Consider the following 21,061-nt stretch of genomic DNA (forward strand, 5'->3'; position numbering starts at 1 on the left):
CTCTTTTGCCGTAGCATTATACGGGAAAGCCAGCAGGTTTCGCTGGTTCGAGGTGCTTTTTCGCAATCTTCGGCCAAAGCATGACGCAATTCGGCAGCGAACTCTGCTGCCTGCGGATACGCTGGTTGCACCCGGTGATAATGTGCGATTAGAGCGGACCGCCATGAACGTGGAAGAAATCCTCGCGACGCTGATTGGATTTCCCTCTGTTGTGGGCACACCAAACCGCGCGATCGTCGATTGGATCCGCGACTACTGTCAGGCAGCCGGAGCCGAGGTGACGGTTCTGCCCGGTCCCGAGGGCGACCGGTCCAACCTCTTCGTGACGATCGGCCCGCGCCAGGGTCGGGGCTACATCATCTCTGGACATATGGATGTCGTGCCGGCCGGCGAGCCGGAATGGAGCTCGGATCCGTTCGTCCTGCGCCGCGAGGGCGGCAGGCTATACGGCCGCGGCACCACCGACATGAAGGGCTTCCTCGCCTGCGCATTCGCGGCGCTCCCAGCACTTGCGGCGATGAACCTGCGGCAGCCAATTCATCTCGCATTCTCCTATGACGAAGAGGCGGGGTGCCGTGGTGTGCCGCATCTCCTGGCCGCGTTGCCGAGCTTATGCGAGAGGCCGCTTGGCGCGATTGTCGGCGAGCCGAGCCGGATGCAGCCTGTGCGCGCGCATAAGGGGAAGGCCGCCGCGCGGCTCGAGGTGACCGGGCGATCCGGCCATTCCTCACGCCCCGATCTCGGACTCAACGCTGTGCACGCCATGGTCGGCGTCATCGCGAACGCCGTGGCCTACGGCCAATCCCTCGCCGACGGGCCGCTCGATGAAAATTTCGAGCCCCCATATTCTTCCTTGCAGGTGGGCGTCATCGCCGGTGGACAGGCGGTCAACATCATCCCTGGCCAATGCACAGCCGATATCGAGGTGCGCGCCGTGCCCGGCGTTTCTCCAGCCTCCCTGCTTGAGCCTGTCAAGACCCGGCTTTTCGCCCTGCGAGACAGCGGCTTCGATGTGGTGTGGCACGAGTTGAGCACCTATCCCGCCCTCGCGCCCGCGAACGGGAGCGCGCTAGCGGCCGTTCTGACCGAGCTGACGGGGCAGGAGCCGCTCACAGCCGTCAGCTTCGGCACGGAGGCCGGGCTTTACCAGCAGGCCGGCATCGACGCGATCATTTGCGGTCCTGGCGACATCGGCCGTGCCCACCGTCCCGACGAATATATCGAGATTGGTGAACTCGCCGCTTGCCGGAAGATGATCGAGGGACTCGGCGCGCGTCTTGCGGCCTGAAGGAAGGTCGCCATGGCGTTTCTTTTCAATTCCGATGCGGCGCGTGCTGCGGTCTTCCGCGAGATATTCGCGCGCGAGCTCCCGGATCTGGATTTCTTCCATTCCGGAGATGAGATGGAGCCGGAGAAGGTGCGCTATCTCATCACCTGGACGGTGCCGGACGAGATCTCGCGCTACCGCAATCTGGAAGTGCTGTTTTCCATCGGCGCGGGCGTCGACCAGTTCAAGCAGGACGTGGTGCCAAGCCATGTGAAGCTTGTGCGCATGGTCGAGGACGGCATCATACGCATGATGCAGGAATACGTTGCGCTCGGCGTGTTGGCGCTCCACCGCGAGATGCCCGCTTATCTTGAGCAGCAGAAAAGATGCCTCTGGAAACCGATTGCCGCTCGACAGGCGGCCGAACGCCGGGTTGGCTTTCTCGGCCTTGGCATGCTGGCCCGCGCGGCTATCGAGCGTTTGAAGCCGTTCCAGTTTCAGCTTGCCGGGTGGAGCCGCAGCGAAAAGCGGATCGAGGACGTCGCCTGCTTTCACGGCACGGACCAACTCGCGGGCTTTCTGAAGCAAACGGATATTCTCGTCTGCCTGCTCCCGCTCACGGAACAAACGCACGGCATGCTCGACGCGGAGTTCTTCCACTTACTGCCCGCCGGGGCTCAACTGCTGCATGTCGGCAGGGGTCCGCAACTGGACCAGGCCGCGCTGATCGACGCGCTCGACACCGGTCACGTATCTGCGGCGATGCTTGATGTCACCGATCCAGAACCGCTCCCGGAAGACCATCCGCTGTGGTCGCATCCGAAGGTGATGATAACGCCGCACATCGCCTCGGTGACGCAACCGCATACGGCGGCACAATCCGTCGTCGACAACATTCGGCGCCACCGCGCCGGAGAAGAACTGATCGGCCTCGTCGATCGGACACTCGGCTACTAACCAGGAATCATCACATGTCACTTCTGATCACGATCGACACAGTTCCAGACTTTGCGCCGAAGGAGGCATTACCGGCTCCGGAGCGGCTCATTTCCGGCAATCCATCCTTCAAGACTTGGGCGCAGGATGCCTCGAAAGGTGAGAAGGTTCTGACCGGCGTCTGGGAGGCGACGCCCGGCGAGACGCATTCGATCAAGGGCACTATCTACGAGTTCTGCCACATCGTCTCGGGTCTCGTAGAAATCGAGGAGAAGGGCGGTGAGACCAAGACCTACCGCGCCGGCGACAGTTTCGTGATGAAACCCGGTTTCGTCGGCGTCTGGCGCACGATCGAGACCGTACGCAAGATCTACGTCTGCGTTTATGATTGAGTTCAGTGCTCAAGGTCCGGCCGAATAGCGCGCGGCGGTTCCAGAACAATCGGCTTTTCAGGTTCCGCCTGACGCGATTCGACGCCGTCGGAGGCATAAACCTCGACGGAAAATGCGGCGGGCGGTCGACTACTGTTCGGGCGACGCCAGTGCGAATGAGGACCTCCATCCATGAAGACCTACAAGATAGCGCTGATCCCCGGCGACGGCATCGGCAAGGACGTGACGCAGGCGGCATGGCAGGTGCTGCAAGTGGCGGCTAAGCAGGGCGGTTTCGTCCTTGATGACATAAGATTCCCGTGGTCGTGCGCCTACTACCTGGAGACCGGTGCAATGATGCCGTCAGACGGCATCGATACACTCCGAAAATTCGATGCGATCTATCTCGGCGCTGTGGGCTGGTCCGCGGAAGTGCCCGACTCAGTATCGCTTCACGGACTGCTCCTGCCGATCCGGAAAGGCTTCACGCAGTACGCCAACATACGACCGCACCGGCTGTTGCCGGGCGTTCAGGGGCCCCTCCGCTCCGATGGTTTCGATATCCTGTGCATCCGTGAGAATACGGAAGGCGAATATTCCGGCGCCGGTGGGCGCGTTCATTCCGGCACGGCCGATGAGGTCGCGGTTGAGACTGCGATCTTCACGCGTACGGGTGTCGAACGGATCATCCGTTTCGGTTTCGAACAGGCGCGGGCGCGTCGCAAGAAGCTCGCATCTGTCACCAAATCCAACGCGCAGAAGCACTCCATGGTTTTCTGGGATGAGGTCACGCGCGAGGTGGCGAAAGACTATGCCGATGTGGAGGTCTCGCACTACCACATCGACGCCATTGCCGCCCGTATGGTCCTGGCGCCGGAAAGCCTCGACGTAATCGTCGCATCGAACCTTTTCGGCGACATCCTCACCGATATTGGAGCGGCCATTCAGGGAGGGCTGGGTTACGCCGCCTCCGCCAATATCAATCCCGATCGCAGCGTGCCTTCCATGTTCGAGCCGGTCCATGGTTCGGCGCCCGACATCGCGCATCTCGGCGTCGCCAATCCGATCGCCGCGATCTGGTCCGGTGCCATGATGCTCGAGCACTCTGGGCGAGGGGCACGCTGCGGCGGAAGTGATGTCGGCAATCGAGTCCGCAACCGCGCGGGGGATTGGCACGATCGCAGGCAAGGACAGGACTGAAACGATCGCGCAGGCCGTGCTGGCAGGATTAAGTTGAAAGGGAAGAGGAAAAGACCATGAATGCGATGACGAAGGTTGGCATGTTCAACGATTCCGACCTTTTTCGCCAGCAGGCGCTGATTGGCGGTGTCTGGCGGGATGCGGAAACGAAGGGCGCGGTCGATGTCATTGACCCTGCCAGCCAAATTGTTCTCGGCACCGTTCCCGCAATGGGGGAGAACGAGACGAGAGCGGCAATCGATGCCGCGGCCGAGGCCTTCAAAGGCTGGAAGAAAAGGACGCATGCCGAGCGTGCAGGATTTCTGGAACGCTGGCACGACCTCATCCGCCAGCACGAACAGGATCTCGCGCTCCTGCTGACGCTGGAACAGGGCAAGCCGCTTGCCGAGGCATTGGCGGAAATCCATTACGGCGCCTCCTTCGTGAAATGGTTCGCCGAAGAAGCTCGCCGGATCGGTGGCTCGACCATTCCGTCACCCACGGCCGATCGCCGCATTCTGGTGCTGAAAGAACCCGTCGGCGTCTGCGCCATCATCACGCCGTGGAATTTCCCCAACGCGATGATCGCACGCAAAGTAGCACCGGCGCTGGCCGCAGGTTGTACGGTTGTCATCAAGCCGTCGGAATTTACGCCATTCTCGGCGCTGGCGCTCGGCGTTCTGGCGGAACGGGCAGGTATCCCTGCAGGCGTGATCAACATTGTGACCGGCATGCCCGTCGAAATCGGCAACGAACTGATGGCCAATCAGACGGTGCGCAAGATCTCGTTCACCGGTTCGACCCGCGTCGGTGCGCTGCTCATGCGCGGCGCGTCCGATACCATCAAGCGGCTGAGCCTGGAGCTTGGCGGCAACGCACCCTTTATCGTCTTTGACGACGCCGATCTGGATAAGGCAGTTGAAGGGGTGATCGCATCCAAGTTCCGCAATGGCGGTCAAACCTGCGTCTGCGCGAACCGGATTCTTGTGCAGGAAGGCGTTTACGACGCTTTCGCCGAAAAGCTGAGCCGGCGCGTCACGCGGATGAAGGTTGGCGCAGGGACCGATGAGGGCACTGAGATCGGCCCGATGATCAACGCAGCCGCGATCGACAAGATCGAGCGTCACATCGCCGATGCTCAGGCGAAAGGCGCGCAGATCATCGCCCAAAGCGAGACGATGCCGGAGGGTAAGCAATATGCACGGCCCGTCGTGCTGGGAGAAGCTACTGCGGGGATGCTCCTGGCATCGGAAGAGACGTTCGGTCCAGTGGCGCCGCTTTTTCGCTTCGAGACGGAGGAAGAGGCCATCGCCATTGCGAACGGTACGCCGTTCGGCCTTGCCGCCTACTTCTACACCGACAACCTCAAGCGCTCATGGCGTGTTGCCGAGGCGCTGGAGTTCGGTATGGTCGGGCTCAACACAGGCATGATCTCTACCGAGGTTGCGCCTTTCGGCGGTGTCAAGCAATCGGGAGTGGGGCGCGAAGGATCGCAGCTCGGCATCGAGGAATATCTCGAGGTCAAGGCGCTTCATGTTGGCGGGCTTAACTAGTTATCTTGCACGCAGGTGGAAACACTTGCAGCCCTAAAGCGTTGGAACCACAAGAAAGGGGCGGTGAAAACCGCCCCTTTCTCTATCGCGACCAGTGATTATTAACGTCTGGGAGTGCCTCAGCCTGGTGCGACTGCGCCAGCAAACAAAGTTAGGCGAATTCCCGAACAGGCTCCAGCCCGACGGCGCCGGCCAAACCGCCGATATCCTTGATTTCGGTATATTCGTAGAAGGGGTTCGCAGGTTCATGGCCGCGGTTCACCCAGACCTTGCTCTTGATGCCAAGATCATAGGCGGTCATGAGATCGTAGCGGAATGAAGACGACACATGTGTGATGTCCTCCGGGCCGCAGCCTAGCTTCTCGAGCATATATTCGAAGCCCTTCATCTGCGGCTTGTAGGCGCCGGTCTCCTCGGCCGTGATGACCATGTGAAAGGGTGCGCCGAGTTTCTCCACATTCGACATGATCAGGCTCTTCATGGAGTTCGACAGGATCACCAGCGGAATCTCCTTGGCGACCTTGGCCAGGCCCGCCGGGACATCCGGGTGCGGACCCCATGTCGGCACTTCCGCATAGATGCGTTGGGCATCTTCGGGCCGGAATGCGACGCCGTTGCGCTTGCAGGTCCGTTCCACGGAATTGTGCACGACCTCGCTGTACGGCTTCCAGGCGCCAAGAACCTCGTCGAGGCGATAGGCCGAGAAATCCTTGATGAACTGCGCCATCCCAGCTGGGGAGAGCTGCGCGCCGTATACGCGTCTCGCCGCACCGGCCATGTCGAAGTTGGTCAGCGTACCATAGCAGTCGAAGGTGATGTATTTCGGTCTGAACTGGGTCATGGGCGTCGATCCTTCCAATCCTGTCGGCACCGCGTGCCTTTAACAGCAAGGATCATAATGAGGACCGCAGAAGACTAGTCGCCGCATTCGATGCGCCCTGAAGCAGATTGTTTTGTATTGCGTGAGAGCTTTGGCAGAGAGTTGCGCCTGAGTTCGTTTCGAGCTTCGGCGGAGCGCGATCCTTCAGCCGCGCGTCGGCATAAGATGCGGCGCCGGCGACAAAGGAAAGTCAAAACGCCCATCGCTCAGGTTCTGGTCGGGAGGAACTGCTGTCCGCGGCGGGCTATCTTCGGCCTAGGCGAATTCAGGCCCGAAATGAACCGTGACCGCGCAGCAGATCACGCTGGAAAACGAGCTGAAGGACGAAACCGCACCACACCGGACTTACGCTCTCGTAAGTCAGGCACTACGCTGAATCGGAGGAAGCAAATGCTGGCAAACTCACTGATCGAACTCGATCGCGCACATCTGGTTCACCCGTTTTCATGCTATCGGAGCCACGAGGAGACGGGCGTGCGGGTGCTCAAATCCGCCAAAGGCGCAACCGTGACCGATGCAAGCGGGAAAACCCTGCTGGACGGATTCGCCGGTCTATGGTGTGTAAATATCGGATATGGCCAGGAAAGCGTCATTGAAGCAGCGACAAAGCAGCTAAGAGAGCTTCCCTATGCGACGGGATATTTCGGGTTGGGATCCGAGCCTGCCATTCGCCTTGCTGCCAGGCTTGCCGAGCTGGCGCCCGGCGATTTGAACCATGTCTATTTCACGCTTGGCGGCTCCGACGCAGTCGACAGTACGATCCGCTTCATTCGCTATTACTACCATGCCAAGGGTACGCCGCAAAAGGACCAGTTCATCTCCGTGGAGCACGGCTACCATGGATCCTCGACGGCAGGGTCAGGTCTGACCGCGATCCCGGCTTTTCACGCGGGTTTCGGCGTGCCTTACGACTGGCAGCACAAGATTCCCTCGCACTACGCCTATCGCAATCCAGTCGGTTCCGATCCGCAGGCGATCATCGGCGCATCGGTCGCGGCCCTGCGGGCCAAAATTGCAGAACTCGGCGCGGGCCGCGTTGCGGCCTTCTACGCCGAACCAATCCAGGGTTCGGGCGGTGTCCTCGTTCCACCGACAGGTTGGCTGAAGGCTCTGCACGCCGTGTGCAAGGAAAACGACATTCTGTTCATTGCCGACGAAGTTATCACTGCGTTTGGCCGCACAGGCCCTCTCTTCGCCTGTGAGGAAGACGAGGTCGTGCCGGATTTCATGACCACGGCGAAGGGACTGACCTCGGGCTACGTGCCGATGGGCGCCGTCTTCATGTCGGACCATGTGTACAATACGATCGCGGACGGAGCCGGCAAAGCGGCTGTCGGCCATGGCTATACCTATTCGGCCCATCCCGTGAGCGCGGCGGTCGGGCTCGAATGTCTGCGTCTCTATGAAGATGGCCTGCTCGAGAATGGGCGGAAGGTGGGGAAGCGGTTGATGGAAGGCCTTCGCTCGCTCGCCGACCACCCGCTGGTTGGCGACATTCGCGGTCGCGGCATGCTGGCAGCAATCGAGTTGGTCACCGACAAGGCACGCAAGACACCGCTGCCGGCGGCGGCCGATCCGGGGCGCCGCATCTTCGAGCGCGCGTGGGCAAACGGCCTGGTCATCCGTGCCTTCAACAGCGGCATCCTCGGCTTTGCGCCGCCGCTCTGCTGCACGGACGACGATATTGATGGAATCCTCGAACGCACGCGGATGACGCTGGACCAAACCCTCGAAGATAAGGATGTGCGGGCAGCGATGAAGGCATGATCAGCGGGCGGATTGCATTGACCAGGGCTAAACTCACGCCGCCCGGGTCTTTCGCATGTGTCCCGGCCTAAGTATCAGCCCAGACGCTTCTTTCTCCGCTGTACGAACGCTTGGCTCGGCGTCACCGAGGCTTCACGTCCGCCACTTGCCAAACCTGCTCAGCGGCGCACCCACTGATCGACTTTTGCCCCTGTCACCCATCGCGCAGCAAAGATGATGGTCGGGCGATTTGTCTCCACGAATCGTCGACCTCGCATCGGCCATTCTGAAGTTCAGCGAGGTCGATCGTGACTCGTTGCACGACGAGTTCGGGTCTCTTCGGCCTGGAGCCCGCCATTGAGACAATTCCCGCCCGCTCAAGGGCCGCCAAGGAGCGGGATACGTTCGGCTGCGGACGCGCCGCCAACCTGCACAGTTCCGTGATGCTTTGCGGTCGATACCGATGGATCAGCGCCACCAGCCGACAATTCTCAGGGGTCAACGCCGGCAGAATCTCTTCCGGCGCACACGACTGAGCCATTGATTCAGGGACCACCAGATGCCCGGCCCCCTGAGCCGTCGCCGCCGCCATCACTGTCGTGCGTGTTTTCCTAAGGAAGAGTGCTTTCCAAGTGAACAATGGCCGAGGAAAGACGGAAATGCCTCTTTTACCCTGTCGAGGCTTTCCTGCACCTTGTCGGTTTTCAGGTCAAAACCGTACCGATGCCTCACCAGGTGACGGAATCCGTTTAACTCACTCAAGGACTGATAAAGCTCGGGGTCGAGCACAGCCGGCCGGATGCCTGCAATTTCCGCCGACATCTGATCGAGCACGTCCTGGTGCATCGTAGGCCCTTGGGGAACGAGGCCGTCTATGTCGTTGGAGAGGCTGAGCAGGATGTCCTCGATGCTGTTGTAGACATTGTGGACTCCCAGCGAACTGCTGCGATCGCGCCCCATTCGCCGAGTGACAGCTCACTCCGATTCGCCAGATATTCCTCGCTTGCTGCAGTTCCTTCGCAGCGCGGTCGATTTTTGGCGACAGTTTTGCGAACGCCGGATGCTTAAACGCTGCCATTAAGCAATTCCTGCACTCGTTCGGACGAAACGTCTGAGGCAAAGATCAGGTCATAAGGAATGTTCGTTCCCCGAAGCTGGTCTGCGACCAAGCGCTCCACCATGGCCCGGCGCGCGGGATCAGTGCGTCCGTGCACCAGCAGATCTACGTCAGAGTGGACGCGGAAACGGTTTTTCGCGAGGGATCCGACAACAGAGATATCGACGCTGCGGGCTTTGGCGTTCCGGAGAATACGCGATACACAGGCTTGCGCAGTCATCCGGCGATCGTCAGCTCTTCGGTGGATCAAAGTGTCAATCTTGTTCATCTTTTCGCCTGTTGCCTTTGCTCCAACTGTGACCCGAGGGGAGATTGTCGCAACTCCGCAAGCTGTGCGCGCTACCTGCCTATACATGATTCATATTCACGCCATTTGACGACAGGGTGGCAATGACGGCCTCCCCCGAAACGGACATCGTCATTCGACAAATGCCGCGCGCAACAAGATGGAGCTTGGCACGAGCGCCCGCTGCTTGAGGACCGAGCCGGAGCTGCATTCTCATTTGTCGAAAATGATGTCGAGAGGCAAATGGGATTTCACGATCGGTGACTTCAGCACGACGAAGCTGAAATATTTGTCGATTCCGATATCCAATTCGATCATGCGCTCCATAATCGTCTGGTACTCGCTGATGCCTGCTGTGACAAACTTCACAAGATAGTCGTATCCGCCTGAAACCAGATGGCATTCGATGACAGAATCGACTTTCTGAATTGCGGTGAGAAATCTCGCGAAGTCGTTCTGTTGATGGTGCTTGAGCGTGACTTCGGTGAAGATGGTTAGAGTCTGTCCGAGCTTGGACACATCGATCTGGGCGGAATAGCCGGTGATGAAGCCTTCCGCCTGAAGCTTCTTCACCCGCATCAGGCAAGGGCTCGGCGAAAGGTTGACAAGGTCGGCAAGCTCGACATTCGTGACTCGCCCGTTCTTTTGCAGTTGGGATAAGATCTTGATGTCGATCTTGTCGAGCTTCATTGGAAACCTGTCACATGTTCGAACCGCGGATCGCTCGGCAGACGGCGTCCGTCACTTCCTGCGTGGTCGCTGTCCCTCCCACGTCCGGCGTCAGCACGCCTTCACTCGTCACCGTTTCCACAGCGCTCATCAACCGCACGGCCGCTGCGCTCTCGCCCAGATGTTCGAGCATCTGGGCAGCGGTCCAGAAGGTGGCGACCGGGTTGGCAATACCCTTGCCGGCGATGTCGAATGCCGAGCCGTGAATTGGCTCGAACATCGAGGGATAGCGACGCTCGGGATCAATGTTGGCGGTCGGTGCAACGCCGAGACTGCCCGCGAGCGCGCCTGCAAGGTCCGACAATATGTCGGCGTGAAGATTGGTGGCGACGATCGTATCGAGGCTCCGAGGTTTCAACGTCATACGCACTGTCATAGCATCGACTAGCATCTTGTCCCACGCGACGTCAGGGAACTCTTGCGCCACCTCGGCTGCGATTTCGTCCCACATTACCATCCCGTGACGCTGAGCGTTGGATTTCGTAACCACGGTCAGGAGCTTTCGCGGCCGTGACTGCGCCAGCCGGAATGCATAGCGCATGATGCGGGTGACGCCGACGCGCGTGAAGATCGCGACCTCGGTTCCGACCTCCTCGGGGAGGCCGCGATGGGCGCGGCCGCCGTGGCCCGAATACTCGCCCTCGGAATTCTCCCGCACGATCACCCAATCCAGATCGCCAGGGCCAACACCCGCCAGAGGCGAAACAATCCCGGGCAATATTCTTGTTGGCCGCACGTTCGCGTATTGATCAAAGCCTTGGCAAATCGGCAGCCGGAGGCCCCAGAGCGTGATATTGTCGGGCAAGTCGGGAGCGCCTACCGCGCCAAAGAAGATGGCGTCGAAGCGCTTCAGTTGCGCCACGCCATCTTCGGGCATCATCCGACCATGGGCCTTGTAGTAATCCGAGCCCCAGTCGAAGTGCTGGACGCGCAGCTTGAAGTCGCCGCAGCGTTGCTGCAGCGCCTCAAGCGCCTGGAGACCTGCGGCAATGACCTCTGGCCCGATCCCGTCGGCAGGAATGGCGGCAATCTCATATTCGCGCATCGTCAGTTCCCTGTTTTTGGTGCTGGCCGCATCGTGCCTCAATCTCGTGTGCGACCGATTGTACCTTGGCAAGACGGTCTTCTCAGAATTCAGCGACCTTGCCCCACGCAGCGGTCTTCAGACGCTCGGGCCTATAAGGACGCGGATCGACAATAGGCTCGCTGCCTGCGATGATGTCGGCGATCATATGCCCCGCACCGGGGCCAATCCCGAAGCCGTGACCGCTGAATCCCGCCGCCAGGATGAAGCCCGGAATCCCCTCCACTTCGCCGACTGCGGGAATGCCGTCGGGTGTACTGTCGATATAACCCGCCCACACATCGGAGATCGCCACCCGTTGGAGTTCGGGGATCAATTCGCAGGCTCTCCGATATGTCAGCCGAATCTGCCCCATGTCGGGCTTCGGGTCGAGAATCCGGTTCCGTTCCATTGGCGTGATGTCGTCGAGGGTCCATTTGCGCAGGCTTTCGTGGCCCTGACGCCAGCCCTCGAAGGCGCCCGGGGCGAGATTGCGCCAGCGGCGGGCGAACATAGGTACAAACTCGCGGCTGAACCTGAACTGTTGCGGCGTTGGATCGACACGCGCCCGCCCGCTGATCGCCAGCGTGTATCCACCGTTGCTGCGCCGCGTCAGAGAGATGCGAGCGGTATGCAGGGCATCTGGCAGACCGTTTGCGCCTGGCGCCACGGCCAGAATGGACTGACGCACGGCAGCTTGCGGAAAACGCACACCGAGCTGGTTGCAGAAGGAAGACGCCCACGCGCCCCCGGCCATGACCACGGTCTTTGTCCGGATGCTACCCGCTTCGGTCACGACAGCGCTCACCCGGCCGGCGCTCAATTCCAGCCCGCGCGCCGCGCAGTGCTGATGTACGGTGCCTCCCGCCGCCATGATGCCGCGCGCTGCAACCGGCACTGCCTTGGAAGGGTCCGCCGTTCCGTCGGTTGGCGAGAACACGCCACCTTTCCATTTGCGGCGCGTCGCTCTGCCCCGTTCGGTGGCTTCTTCCGCGCTCAGCATGTGCGTGGTGACGCCGACCGTTCTCGCAAAATCGCGCCACTTCGCCCAGCCTGCCAGCTCATTTTCGTCTTGTGAGAGATAGAGGAGCCCGCAGCGGCGAAAGCCGGTGTCTTGGCCGGTCTCCTGTGCTACCTTCTCCCAGAGGTCGAGGCTCTTGGTCGCCATCGGCAGCTCACGCGCATCGCGGTTCTGCTGGCGGCACCAACCCCAGTTGCGGCTGGACTGCTCGGCCGCGATACGCCCCTTCTCGACCAGGGCGACCTTGAGGCCGCGGCGCGCCAGATAGTAAGCGCTGAACACGCCCACCACCCCGCCGCCGATGACGACGACGTCCGCCTCGCGAGGGAGGGAAGGGCTGCAGTCGATGTGCATGAGCGGCGCGGGCATGGATGGGACTCCGGTAATTTGAACCATCCTAACCTGCCGCCCGCAGAGGCAGACTGCGGAGTTTGTGCCTGGACGGAATTTCCTGCGTTTAGCAGCCCCCAGGACAGGCAATTATTGCGCTAAGAGCTCGCTGCGTGGGCAAGCTGGAGTACATTTCATGCAGTCGCGTCATCTGCGGCATGGGCGGCATACGGCGCAGTCGTCGACCTTGATCGGCAGCGCCTTGGCCGACATTGCGATGGGCCGCACGGTCACCAATCCGTTTGGGCGCCATGGCCCGCAAATGGTGTCGATGTACACCGGAAATCTTTGGTCCTATCCCTCATGGCCACGTATTGCCGAATAAAGGATATGGTTGCCTGATCCCGGTTTCCGCGCCGAAACGGGAACAGAGTGAAATGCCGAACTGGATGTTCTTTTCAGAAGTTCCTGCCGCGCGAGGGCCAAGTTTCGAAGACTCTGCGGAAACAGAACAGTCAGACTGGCTGCAAGAACGGAGCAACCCTTCCTTTTGGCAGGCAGGCTCCAGAGGACATTCGACAGGCAAGGCTTGCTCCTTCGGAGAGTTCTCCAAGAAAAAGGGAACAGAGTCCGGTACACGGATCGGATTTCATAAGGGAGCCGCTAGGATGAGCAGAACCCGTCTCTCGCAGCCTCAGCGCGCGAAGCGTCGAGAAGGCGGGAGTACGGCCGCTAGGGTGAGGCGCTTCTGCTCAAAGGGCGATGATGCGGTCCGCAACAGGGTGGACGCGCTCGGTTGAAAGGGGAGGTGATCTCGATGATCGCAAGCATCCAGGCTGTAGCCCCCCACGATGTGGCGCTTTCGGTGCGCGACCTCACAGTGAATTTGCCGCAAGGCATGGAACGGACCCATGCTGTCAAGGACATTTCCTTCGATCTGAAACGCGGCCAGATCCTTTGCATCATAGGCGAGTCCGGATCGGGTAAGTCGGTGACGGCGAACGCGATCATGGGGCTTCTGCCGAAGGTGATCCGCCTCTCATCGGGTGTCATCCAGCTGGAAGGGATGAACATCGTTGGCATGTCGCCAGACAAGCTGCGCAACCTGCGTGGACGGGTCGTGTCGATGATCTTTCAGGACCCGCTCTCGGCGCTCAATCCCCTGATGACGGTGGGCGCGCAGATTGACGAGGTCATGGCCGCGCACGGCTTCGGCACGCCACAAACCTGTCGCAACCGCGCAATCGAACTGCTCACTGAAGTAGGCCTGCCAGATCCCGAACTCATGTATTATCAGTACCCGTTCCGGCTTTCGGGCGGGCAGCGGCAGCGCGTCATGATCGCCATGGCCTTGGCGCTCGAGCCGACGGTGCTGATTGCGGATGAGCCGACCACCGCGCTCGACGTCACCACCCAGGCTCAGATCCTGCAACTGATCCGTGACATTCAGCGGCGCAAGGGCATGAGCGTGATGTTCATCACCCATGATTTCGGCGTGGTGGCCGAGATCGCCGACAGCGTCGTGGTGATGGAAAAGGGTCATGTCGTCGAACAAGGCAGCGCCGAGCAGGTGTTGAAGTCGCCCAAGCACCCTTATACCCAGCGCCTGATTGCAGCCGTACCGCATTTGACCGGCGAAGATCGCCCCCGTCCGGACGCTGCCAGCAAGGAGCCGATCCTGAAGGTTGAGGGTCTGGTGAAGACCTATCGCGGTGGCAGCGCGCTGTTCGGCGCGCAACGGACTGTGACAGCGGTCAACGAGGTTTCGTTCGAACTGGCGCCCGGCCGCACGCTTGGGGTCGTAGGCGAGAGCGGTTCGGGGAAATCGTCGCTGGGCCGGCTGCTGATCAAGCTGCTGGACAGTGACGGCGGCGGGATCTTGTTTGAGGGCTGTGACATAGCCAAGCTTTCCGAAGCGAAGTTCCGCCCGCTTCGACCGCGGATCCAGATGATCTTCCAGGATCCCTTCGCTTCTCTGAACCCACGCTCGACGGTCGGTCACATCATGACGGTAGGCCCGCTGGCGCACGGGATGCCTTATGTCCAAGCGCGCGATGAAGCGCGTGCGCTTCTGGCCCATGTCGGTCTCAATGCCGGCGCTTTTGGCCGCTACCCGCACGAGTTCTCGGGTGGGCAACGCCAGCGCATCGGCATCGCTCGTGCGCTGATGTTCAAGCCGAAGCTGTTGATTGCCGACGAGGCGGTCTCCGCACTCGACGTGTCGATCCAGGCGCAGATCCTGCAGCTTCTGGACAAGATCCAGCGCGAGACGGGCGTGTCGATGGTCTTCATCACGCACGACCTGCGCGTCGCCAGCCAGATCTGCGACGAAATCGCAGTGATGCAGACGGGCCGGATCGTCGAGCGCGGACCGCCCTCACAAATATTCCTGAACCCGCAAGCAGCCTACACGCGCCAACTGGTAGCGGCGATTCCAGGAGAGCGGCCGGGCAATGCCGGTCCAGTAGCAGCAAACGCATAAGAAATAACAAGAGAGGAACTACCATGACCAAAAATTCATCGACTACGTCCAACTACTCGAGGCGCGAAGCGCTGCGACTGATGGCGATAGGTGGGGCTGCAGGCCTCATCGCGCCCAATCTGTTGGGCAAGCCCGCCTTCGCCAAGACCCCTCCTGCAGGGCCGGCCGGGCGCGTCGTCGTCGGCCTCTCCCAAGAGCCGACCGTGTTCAATCCGCTGATGGCGCATATCGAGGTCGATGACGCGATCCATTTCTCGGTTTTCGACGCGCTGGTCCGCATGGATCCCCAAGGCGGCCTACATCCAAACCTCGCGGCCGAGGTGCCAAGCCAAAAGAACGGCGGCATTTCGGAGGACGGTCTCAACTGGCGCGTCCGGTTGCGTGACAATGCCCGCTGGCACGACGGTGAGCCCTTCACGGCCGAAGACGTGAAATTCACCCTTGAGCTCATCACGAACCCGAAGTTTCGGGCTTGGCGCACGAGCGGCCATTCGCTCGTGCAGGACATCACAGTGGTTTCGCCCACCGAGATCACATGGCGGATGAAGGAGGCCTTCGCGCCCTATCTTTCGTTCTTGGCCGAAACCTTCATCGTGCCGAAGCACATTCTGGGGAAAGAAGCCGATCCGAACACAGCCGCGTTCAATCAGGCGCCGGTCGGCACCGGAGCATTCAAATGGGGCCAGCGTGTTGCGGGCGATCATATCGAGCTCGTCGCCAATCCTGAGTACGCCGGCGAAGGTCCCTATGTCGAGCAGCTCATCTTCAAATACATCCCCGACATGACCGTGCTCTACACTCAGTTCAAGAGCGGCGACGTGGACCTGGTCGATCAGTCGTTCATCACCGCCGACCATTATACTGAAGCCCGCGAACTACCGGACCGCGTGGTGACACTGGAGACAGGGGCATCCCTGGAGTCGATCTACCTCAATTTGGGCCGCCCGCAGTTCAAGGACCTGGCAGTGCGCCAGGCGCTCTACGCCGCGTTGGACAGGAAGGCGATTGTCGACACGATCTATTACGGCGTGGGTACCCTCACCGAGACCTTCATGCCGAAGGAGTCCTACTACTATGACCCGAACCTGCCGGTTCAGGAGTTCAATCTGGACCGGGCGCGCCAAATCCTCGATGAGGCCGGGTGGGTGCCGGGACCGGATGGAATCCGCGCCAAGGATGGGGTGCGACTGTCCTTCTCCAACTCGACAACTTCCGGCAACAACCTGCGGGAGCAGACGCAGCAGTTCCTGCAGCAGACGTTTGCCGAGATCGGCGTCGAGATGACGATCTCGAATTTGCCGGCTGCAGTCATGTGGGGCGAGTTCTGGCTGAAATCGCAATTCGACACCGCCATGGTGGGCGTCACCTATCTGATTGCCGCGGACCCCGACGCCACAAACCGGCTCCATACGAAGGCAATCGCCGCTCAAGGCGGACACGGTTCGAACACCGGGCAATATTCCAATCCTGAGGTCGATGCCCTGCTCGAAAAGGGTGCTCGCAGCTTCGATCCGGAAGAACGGCGCGCGATCTATAATCGTGTGCAGGAAGTCGTGCGCCACGATCTGCCCTTCCTGCCGCTGTTCGCGTACACAATCGTCCTCGGGCGCAAGAAGGGGCTGGACGGCTTCGAGCCCAACGCCAACACCCGCACCGCGTCGTGGAATGCCGCCGCCTGGAAGTGGAAGGCCTAGACGCAGTTGCCGCCGCCCAGCCCGATTCCGCCGCGGCGGCGGCAACAGACTAAAATCATCAACCCACAATGGAGGGACTCGAATGCGCGGCTTCCTGCTCAATCGCCTCTTGCAGAGCCTGGTGCTGCTTGTGATCGTTTCGATCATCGGCTTCGGCATTCTGAACCTCCTTCCCGGCGGCCCGCTGGCCCAATTCGGGCTTGATCCCGGAATGACCCAGCAGGATATCGAGCGTCTCAAGGGGCTGCTGGGCCTCGATCGCCCTATATGGATCCAATATCTGGACTGGGCATGGCGGCTGCTGCGGGGCGACTGGGGTCACTCCTTCCGCGACGGAGCGCCGGTCTTGGAGGTCATCGGCAGCCATCTCTTTGCCACGCTGCTGCTGATGGGTTCCTCAACCGTGATTGCAATCTCCATTGGCGCCTGGATTGGAATCCGAGGCGCCACGCGCCGCTACTCGCTGTTCGACTATGTCGCAACCGTCGGGGCCATGGTCGCATTGTCGGTCCCCACCTTCTGGTTCGGACTCGTCGGCATCTACGTCTTTTCCCTGAAGCTGGGCTGGCTGCCCGCGGGCAATATGTCCGAGATCGGCGATGCCTCGATCCTGGGCTATCTCCACCATCTGATCCTGCCAAGTATCGTGCTGTCGCTGGTCCATGTCGCGATCTGGAGCCGCTACATGCGGACGGCGACTCTCGACGCCATTAGCCAGGACTTCGTCAAGACGGCCCGGGCCAAAGGGTTGAGTGAACGCCGGATTCTGATGAAGCATGTCGTCGGCAACGCACTTTTGCCGATGATTACCTTGGCCGGGGTGCAGCTTCCCAGCGTCCTCACCGGCGCGCTCGTGACCGAAACCGTCTTTACCTGGCCAGGAATGGGACGGTTGTTCCTCGATAGCCTTGGTTACAGCGACTATCCGGTTGTGATGGGGCTGCTGATGTTCTCCGCCATCCTCGTTCTGCTTGGAAACCTGATCGCCGACATTGTCGTCGCTATTGTCGATCCGCGCATTCGCCTGGCGTGAGCGCGCAACTTCCCGACAGGAGACAGCCGATATGACCGCTCTCACCGCAAATGCAGCTCCAAGCCGATGGAGTAACAAGCGCGCGGCACGTCGTTTCATGCGTCATCGCTTGGCCCTGCTTGGGTTGGCGATGATCATCTTCCTGAGCCTCGCTTGCGTCCTCGGCCCCCATCTCCTGCCTTATGACTCACTGTATATCGATCTGCGGGCCCGCTTTGCCCCTCCGCTGACGGGCTACCACTTTCTAGGTACCGATCCGCTTGGCCGCGACGTGGCGGCAAGGCTTTTGATGGCGGGACGAATCTCGCTGCTGGTGGGTTTCTTTGCCATGGTTTTGTCGACGCTCATCGGCACGCTGGTCGGCGTAATTGCCGGCTATCGCGGGGGCTGGGTCGGGGCCACGCTGATGCGCACGGTCGATGGTTTCCTGTCATTCCCATCGATCTTTCTGCTGCTGGCGCTGGCTGCCGCACTGAAGCCCAGTCCTGTGATGATCACCGTCATTATCGCCCTCACCAGTTGGATGGAGGTTGCCCGCATAGTCGAAGCGGAAGTCCGCTCCTTACGCGAACGCGAGTTCGTCCTGGCCGGGCGAATGCTGGGATTGAGTGGCACCCACATCATGTTTCGCGAGATACTGCCCAACGCCATGGGGCCGATTATCGTTGCTTCCACCTTGACGGTCGCGCGCGCCATTCTCATGGAAGCCTACATCAGTTTCCTCGGCTACGGGATCCAGCCGCCACTGCCCAGCTGGGGCAACATGCTCAATGGCGCCCAGCAATATCTGGGCAGCGCACCCTGGCTGGCAATCATTCCCGGAGCTGCAATCACGATCGCGGTAACCAGTTTCAACTTCATCGGTGACGGGCTGCGTGATGCGCTCGACGTCCGAGACGACCACATCTGAAGTTTCACCGACCGTAGATCACCCCAGCGAGAAGTCAGCCCCGTGCAAGAGCCTCATATCGCCGACAAGAACACGCCCTACTGGTGGGAAGCAGCGCCCGTCATGCCGCTGCCGCGGCAGCCCCTCGCAAAGAAGCTTGACGTGGCAATCGTCGGCGCCGGTTATGCCGGTCTTTCGGCCGGGCTTTTGCTGGCGCGCGAAGGACGCTCGGTCGCAGCTTTTGATGCAATGAATCCGGGCGAGGGTGCTTCCACCCGCAACGGCGGGATTACGAGCGCGAGCATCCGGCCCGACTATGCCACGATCACCCGGCGCTTCGGGGAAGAGAAAGCCATGGCGATCGAGGCCGAGGGAAAGGTCGCACGCGAATTCCTCTACGACTTCATCAAGACCGAAGGGCTCGACTGCGACTTCCGACTGGTTGGCCAATTCAAGGGCGCTTTCGGATATGAACAGTATGAGAAGATGGCGCGCGGCGCCGAGACGCTGGCGAAGAAACTGGGGATCGAGTCCTACGCGGTTCCGCATGCCGAGCAGCGAAATTATATCGGCACCGACTTCTACCGCGGCGGAACCGTTCGGATGGACATTGGCGGGCTGCACCCCGCAAAATTCCATGCTGAGCTCCTGCGGGTGGCGCTCGCATCCGGGTTGACGGTCCATTCGCATACAGTGGTCAAGTCGATCGAGAGGAACGGTTCGGGGTTCCGCGTCGCGACTTCGGCGGGGACGGTGGACGCACGGCAGGTTCTGGTCTGTACCAACGGCTATACCGACGGCGCTGCTCCCTTCCTGCGCCGCCGCCTGGTTCCGGTCCGCAGCCGGATCATCGTCACCGAGGAACTTGCGCCCGATGTCATGGCGCAACTGATGCCGAAGCTGATGACGATCACCGAGAACCGGCAACTCGGCTTCTATTATCGTCCCTCTCCCGACGGAAAACGTATCCTGCTGGGGGGCCGTGACAGTTCCCGCGTCGGCGATCCGGCGGCGCCGAAACTTCTCCTTCGCAAGGGCCTGGTGAACCTTTTCCCGGAGTTGGGGAACGTGCGCCTTTCGCATTGCTGGTTCGGCAATGTGGCGATGAACCGAGACATGCTGCCCCGCATCTTCGAGAAGGACGGCGTGGTCTATGCAACTGGCTTCTGCGGTTCGGGCGTGGTCTGGGCGCCATGGATCGGCATGCGTGCGGCCCACAAGTTGATCGGGCATGGCGAGCAGTCGCGCACTGCGTTCGACTTTCGACCGCCTTCGGCCGTCCCGCTCTATCGTGGCAATCCGTGGTTCATGCCGGCGATTATCCAGGGCTATCGGTTGCAGGACCGTCTCGCCTTCTGGCGCGCCAGACGCTAGTCTCGCCGACATCGGGGGCGATCCGTGGTTCATGCGGGCACCCCTTTGGCGCGCCCGCCGCTGATACGACTGCAGGATCGCGCGCGGCCACCTTGTTGCCGTGTCGAAAAATCTGTCGGGACTGGGGCCTCGGTGCGAAAACTGATCAGCGGTGGGACGCCTTTGCGCGGATCAGCGCGTCGGCCATGTAGAGGTCCTGCAGGGAGATGCCGGAACTGTCGAAGACCGTGATCTCATTGTCGAAGTGGCGTCCGAGCGCACGCCTTTCAATAACGTCGCCGATTGGTGTTACCGCAAGCACGCCGGCGTCGATTTCGTCGCGCACGTGTTGGAACTCGCCGATCTGGACGGACTGGGAAAGCAGATCACAAAACAGACGTGCCTTGCGAAACAATTCGCTCGGCAATTCGCGTTTGCCCGGAGCATCCGACCCGATGCTGACGATGTGGGTTCCGGGTCCCACCCAAGCGGCATCGAACAGCGGTTCGCGTGCGGGTGTCGCCGTCACCACGATGTCGGCCGTGCGCACGGCTTCTTCCGGCAAGGCAGCGCGCGCCTTCAGTCCCCTTTCGCCGATCTGATCGACAAAAGCGTCGCGCCGCGGCGAAGGCCGGGCCACGACCAGCACTGTTTCGATTGGGCGGATGCGTGCCAGCGCCATCACTTCGAAGCTCGCCTGGTTGCCGGCCCCGAAGATCGCCAGCACCTTGGCTTGCTTGCGCGCAAGAAGATCGGCCGCAACCGCGTCGGCGGCGGCCGTCCTGTAGGCGTTGACCTTCCCGGCCTCGACTACGGCACCGAGCCGACCTGTATGCTGATCGAGCAGCACGATGGTCGAGTTGTGGCGGGGAAGGCCACGTGCCGGGTTGCCCGACCAGAAGGAGCCAATTTTCACGCCGGTCAGCTCGCCCGACGAACCGGATTTGATTGAGAAGGTATTGGTCACCTCCTGTGTGCGCCCGAGAACAGCCGGAAAGACCCAGCTCTGCCGCGATGCTGCCGCCACGAGAGCCTCGCGCGCCGCCTCGAAAGCAAGTTCATGTGTGACGAGGGCGGCTGACTCCTCTTCGCTGATGTAGATCATCCAAAATTCCTCCTGGGCATCGCCGAT

The 21,061-nt window shown here is 61.0% G+C and carries 19 protein-coding genes and 1 pseudogene; 12 read left to right on the plus strand and 8 right to left on the minus strand.

Annotated features, from left to right (window positions below):
* Window positions 1-163: 163 nt before the first annotated feature.
* The 5 genes and pseudogenes from argE to NKH80_RS07855 all read left to right on the plus strand — a co-directional run bounded on the left by argE (window position 164) and on the right by NKH80_RS07855 (window position 5,306).
* On the plus strand, window positions 164-1,288 hold the full coding sequence (gene argE, locus NKH80_RS07835; RefSeq protein ID WP_352990758.1) for an acetylornithine deacetylase: 1,125 nt from the start codon (window positions 164-166) through the stop codon (window positions 1,286-1,288).
* Window positions 1,289-1,300: 12 nt separating this feature from the next.
* Window positions 1,301-2,224, plus strand: a complete 924-nt coding sequence (locus NKH80_RS07840) for a 2-hydroxyacid dehydrogenase (RefSeq protein WP_352752794.1) — start codon at window positions 1,301-1,303, stop codon at window positions 2,222-2,224.
* Window positions 2,225-2,238: 14 nt separating this feature from the next.
* A complete protein-coding gene (locus NKH80_RS07845; protein ID WP_023678793.1) occupies window positions 2,239-2,595 on the plus strand; it encodes a cupin domain-containing protein in 357 nt (118 codons plus the stop codon).
* A 171-nt stretch (window positions 2,596-2,766) separates the two neighbouring features.
* A pseudogene (locus NKH80_RS07850) lies at window positions 2,767-3,811 on the plus strand (tartrate dehydrogenase).
* A 19-nt stretch (window positions 3,812-3,830) separates the two neighbouring features.
* Window positions 3,831-5,306 (plus strand): NAD-dependent succinate-semialdehyde dehydrogenase, encoded by a 1,476-nt coding sequence (locus NKH80_RS07855; protein WP_352777390.1) that lies wholly within the window; start codon window positions 3,831-3,833, stop codon window positions 5,304-5,306.
* A gap of 151 nt (window positions 5,307-5,457) precedes the next feature.
* On the opposite strand, the gene NKH80_RS07860 is transcribed toward NKH80_RS07855, so the two are convergent.
* Window positions 5,458-6,147, minus strand: a complete 690-nt coding sequence (locus NKH80_RS07860) for a haloacid dehalogenase type II (RefSeq protein WP_352752789.1) — start codon at window positions 6,145-6,147, stop codon at window positions 5,458-5,460.
* 429 nt (window positions 6,148-6,576) lie between these two features.
* Between NKH80_RS07860 and NKH80_RS07865 the strand changes: the two genes are divergently transcribed.
* Window positions 6,577-7,953 (plus strand): aspartate aminotransferase family protein, encoded by a 1,377-nt coding sequence (locus NKH80_RS07865; protein ID WP_352990836.1) that lies wholly within the window; start codon window positions 6,577-6,579, stop codon window positions 7,951-7,953.
* 193 nt (window positions 7,954-8,146) lie between these two features.
* Here NKH80_RS07865 and NKH80_RS07870 read toward each other — a convergent pair whose 3' ends face one another.
* From NKH80_RS07870 to NKH80_RS07895, 6 genes are all read right to left on the minus strand, one after another.
* On the minus strand, window positions 8,147-8,524 hold the full coding sequence (locus NKH80_RS07870) for an HVO_A0114 family putative DNA-binding protein (protein ID WP_352990839.1): 378 nt from the start codon (window positions 8,522-8,524) through the stop codon (window positions 8,147-8,149).
* Window positions 8,524-8,892 carry a ribonuclease toxin HepT-like protein gene (locus tag NKH80_RS07875; RefSeq protein WP_352990762.1) on the minus strand — a complete coding sequence of 123 codons (369 nt, stop codon included), beginning with the start codon at window positions 8,890-8,892 and terminating at the stop codon, window positions 8,524-8,526. Before NKH80_RS07875 ends, NKH80_RS07870 begins: the two co-directional genes overlap by 1 nt.
* A 104-nt stretch (window positions 8,893-8,996) precedes the next feature.
* Complete coding sequence (locus NKH80_RS07880) at window positions 8,997-9,317, minus strand: nucleotidyltransferase domain-containing protein (protein ID WP_352990765.1); 321 nt, start codon at window positions 9,315-9,317, stop codon at window positions 8,997-8,999.
* Window positions 9,318-9,548: 231 nt separating this feature from the next.
* Complete coding sequence (locus NKH80_RS07885; protein ID WP_023718597.1) at window positions 9,549-10,025, minus strand: Lrp/AsnC family transcriptional regulator; 477 nt, start codon at window positions 10,023-10,025, stop codon at window positions 9,549-9,551.
* A gap of 10 nt (window positions 10,026-10,035) precedes the next feature.
* The gene (locus tag NKH80_RS07890) at window positions 10,036-11,109 is read right to left on the minus strand and encodes a tartrate dehydrogenase (protein WP_352507721.1); all 1,074 of its coding nucleotides are present in this window, start codon (window positions 11,107-11,109) and stop codon (window positions 10,036-10,038) included.
* A gap of 82 nt (window positions 11,110-11,191) precedes the next feature.
* Window positions 11,192-12,517 (minus strand): NAD(P)/FAD-dependent oxidoreductase, encoded by a 1,326-nt coding sequence (locus tag NKH80_RS07895; protein ID WP_352507722.1) that lies wholly within the window; start codon window positions 12,515-12,517, stop codon window positions 11,192-11,194.
* A gap of 157 nt (window positions 12,518-12,674) precedes the next feature.
* On the opposite strand from NKH80_RS07895, the gene NKH80_RS07900 reads away from it, so the two are divergent.
* From NKH80_RS07900 to NKH80_RS07925, 6 genes are all read left to right on the plus strand, one after another.
* Window positions 12,675-12,863 (plus strand): hypothetical protein, encoded by a 189-nt coding sequence (locus NKH80_RS07900; protein WP_352507723.1) that lies wholly within the window; start codon window positions 12,675-12,677, stop codon window positions 12,861-12,863.
* Between the two features lie 432 nt (window positions 12,864-13,295).
* Window positions 13,296-14,960: an ABC transporter ATP-binding protein gene (locus tag NKH80_RS07905; RefSeq protein ID WP_352990770.1), complete on the plus strand. Its 1,665-nt coding sequence runs from the start codon at window positions 13,296-13,298 to the stop codon at window positions 14,958-14,960.
* A gap of 23 nt (window positions 14,961-14,983) precedes the next feature.
* Window positions 14,984-16,654, plus strand: coding sequence for a peptide ABC transporter substrate-binding protein (locus tag NKH80_RS07910; RefSeq protein ID WP_352478671.1), 1,671 nt, complete (start codon window positions 14,984-14,986; stop codon window positions 16,652-16,654).
* An 82-nt stretch (window positions 16,655-16,736) separates the two neighbouring features.
* A complete protein-coding gene (locus NKH80_RS07915) occupies window positions 16,737-17,687 on the plus strand; it encodes an ABC transporter permease (protein ID WP_352777392.1) in 951 nt (316 codons plus the stop codon).
* A gap of 31 nt (window positions 17,688-17,718) precedes the next feature.
* Window positions 17,719-18,597 carry an ABC transporter permease gene (locus NKH80_RS07920; RefSeq protein ID WP_352777394.1) on the plus strand — a complete coding sequence of 293 codons (879 nt, stop codon included), beginning with the start codon at window positions 17,719-17,721 and terminating at the stop codon, window positions 18,595-18,597.
* 102 nt (window positions 18,598-18,699) lie between these two features.
* The gene (locus NKH80_RS07925; RefSeq protein WP_502900928.1) at window positions 18,700-19,950 is read left to right on the plus strand and encodes an NAD(P)/FAD-dependent oxidoreductase; all 1,251 of its coding nucleotides are present in this window, start codon (window positions 18,700-18,702) and stop codon (window positions 19,948-19,950) included.
* Window positions 19,951-20,095: 145 nt separating this feature from the next.
* Here NKH80_RS07925 and NKH80_RS07930 read toward each other — a convergent pair whose 3' ends face one another.
* Window positions 20,096-21,034, minus strand: a complete 939-nt coding sequence (locus NKH80_RS07930; protein WP_352752778.1) for an ornithine cyclodeaminase family protein — start codon at window positions 21,032-21,034, stop codon at window positions 20,096-20,098.
* Window positions 21,035-21,061 lie beyond the last annotated feature (27 nt).

The sequence above is a fragment of the Mesorhizobium sp. M0904 genome (assembly GCF_040319475.1).
Taxonomy (GTDB): domain Bacteria; phylum Pseudomonadota; class Alphaproteobacteria; order Rhizobiales; family Rhizobiaceae; genus Mesorhizobium.

Bases quoted from the DNA above. Each gene is read 5' to 3' on its own strand.
- NKH80_RS07845 (WP_023678793.1), top strand. From the start codon at position 2,239: ATGTCACTTCTGATCACGATCGACACAGTTCCAGACTTTGCGCCGAAG.
- NKH80_RS07905 (WP_352990770.1), top strand. From the start codon at position 13,296: ATGATCGCAAGCATCCAGGCTGTAGCCCCCCACGATGTGGCGCTTTCG.
- argE (WP_352990758.1), top strand. From the start codon at position 164: ATGAACGTGGAAGAAATCCTCGCGACGCTGATTGGATTTCCCTCTGTT.
- NKH80_RS07910 (WP_352478671.1), top strand. From the start codon at position 14,984: ATGACCAAAAATTCATCGACTACGTCCAACTACTCGAGGCGCGAAGCG.
- NKH80_RS07860 (WP_352752789.1), bottom strand. From the start codon at position 6,147: ATGACCCAGTTCAGACCGAAATACATCACCTTCGACTGCTATGGTACG.
- NKH80_RS07925 (WP_502900928.1), top strand. From the start codon at position 18,700: ATGCCGCTGCCGCGGCAGCCCCTCGCAAAGAAGCTTGACGTGGCAATC.
- NKH80_RS07840 (WP_352752794.1), top strand. From the start codon at position 1,301: ATGGCGTTTCTTTTCAATTCCGATGCGGCGCGTGCTGCGGTCTTCCGC.
- NKH80_RS07880 (WP_352990765.1), bottom strand. From the start codon at position 9,317: ATGAACAAGATTGACACTTTGATCCACCGAAGAGCTGACGATCGCCGG.
- NKH80_RS07895 (WP_352507722.1), bottom strand. From the start codon at position 12,517: ATGCCCGCGCCGCTCATGCACATCGACTGCAGCCCTTCCCTCCCTCGC.
- NKH80_RS07900 (WP_352507723.1), top strand. From the start codon at position 12,675: ATGCAGTCGCGTCATCTGCGGCATGGGCGGCATACGGCGCAGTCGTCG.
- NKH80_RS07930 (WP_352752778.1), bottom strand. From the start codon at position 21,034: ATGATCTACATCAGCGAAGAGGAGTCAGCCGCCCTCGTCACACATGAA.
- NKH80_RS07915 (WP_352777392.1), top strand. From the start codon at position 16,737: ATGCGCGGCTTCCTGCTCAATCGCCTCTTGCAGAGCCTGGTGCTGCTT.
- NKH80_RS07875 (WP_352990762.1), bottom strand. From the start codon at position 8,892: ATGGGGCGCGATCGCAGCAGTTCGCTGGGAGTCCACAATGTCTACAAC.
- NKH80_RS07870 (WP_352990839.1), bottom strand. From the start codon at position 8,524: ATGGCGGCGGCGACGGCTCAGGGGGCCGGGCATCTGGTGGTCCCTGAA.
- NKH80_RS07885 (WP_023718597.1), bottom strand. From the start codon at position 10,025: ATGAAGCTCGACAAGATCGACATCAAGATCTTATCCCAACTGCAAAAG.
- NKH80_RS07920 (WP_352777394.1), top strand. From the start codon at position 17,719: ATGACCGCTCTCACCGCAAATGCAGCTCCAAGCCGATGGAGTAACAAG.
- NKH80_RS07890 (WP_352507721.1), bottom strand. From the start codon at position 11,109: ATGCGCGAATATGAGATTGCCGCCATTCCTGCCGACGGGATCGGGCCA.
- NKH80_RS07865 (WP_352990836.1), top strand. From the start codon at position 6,577: ATGCTGGCAAACTCACTGATCGAACTCGATCGCGCACATCTGGTTCAC.
- NKH80_RS07855 (WP_352777390.1), top strand. From the start codon at position 3,831: ATGAATGCGATGACGAAGGTTGGCATGTTCAACGATTCCGACCTTTTT.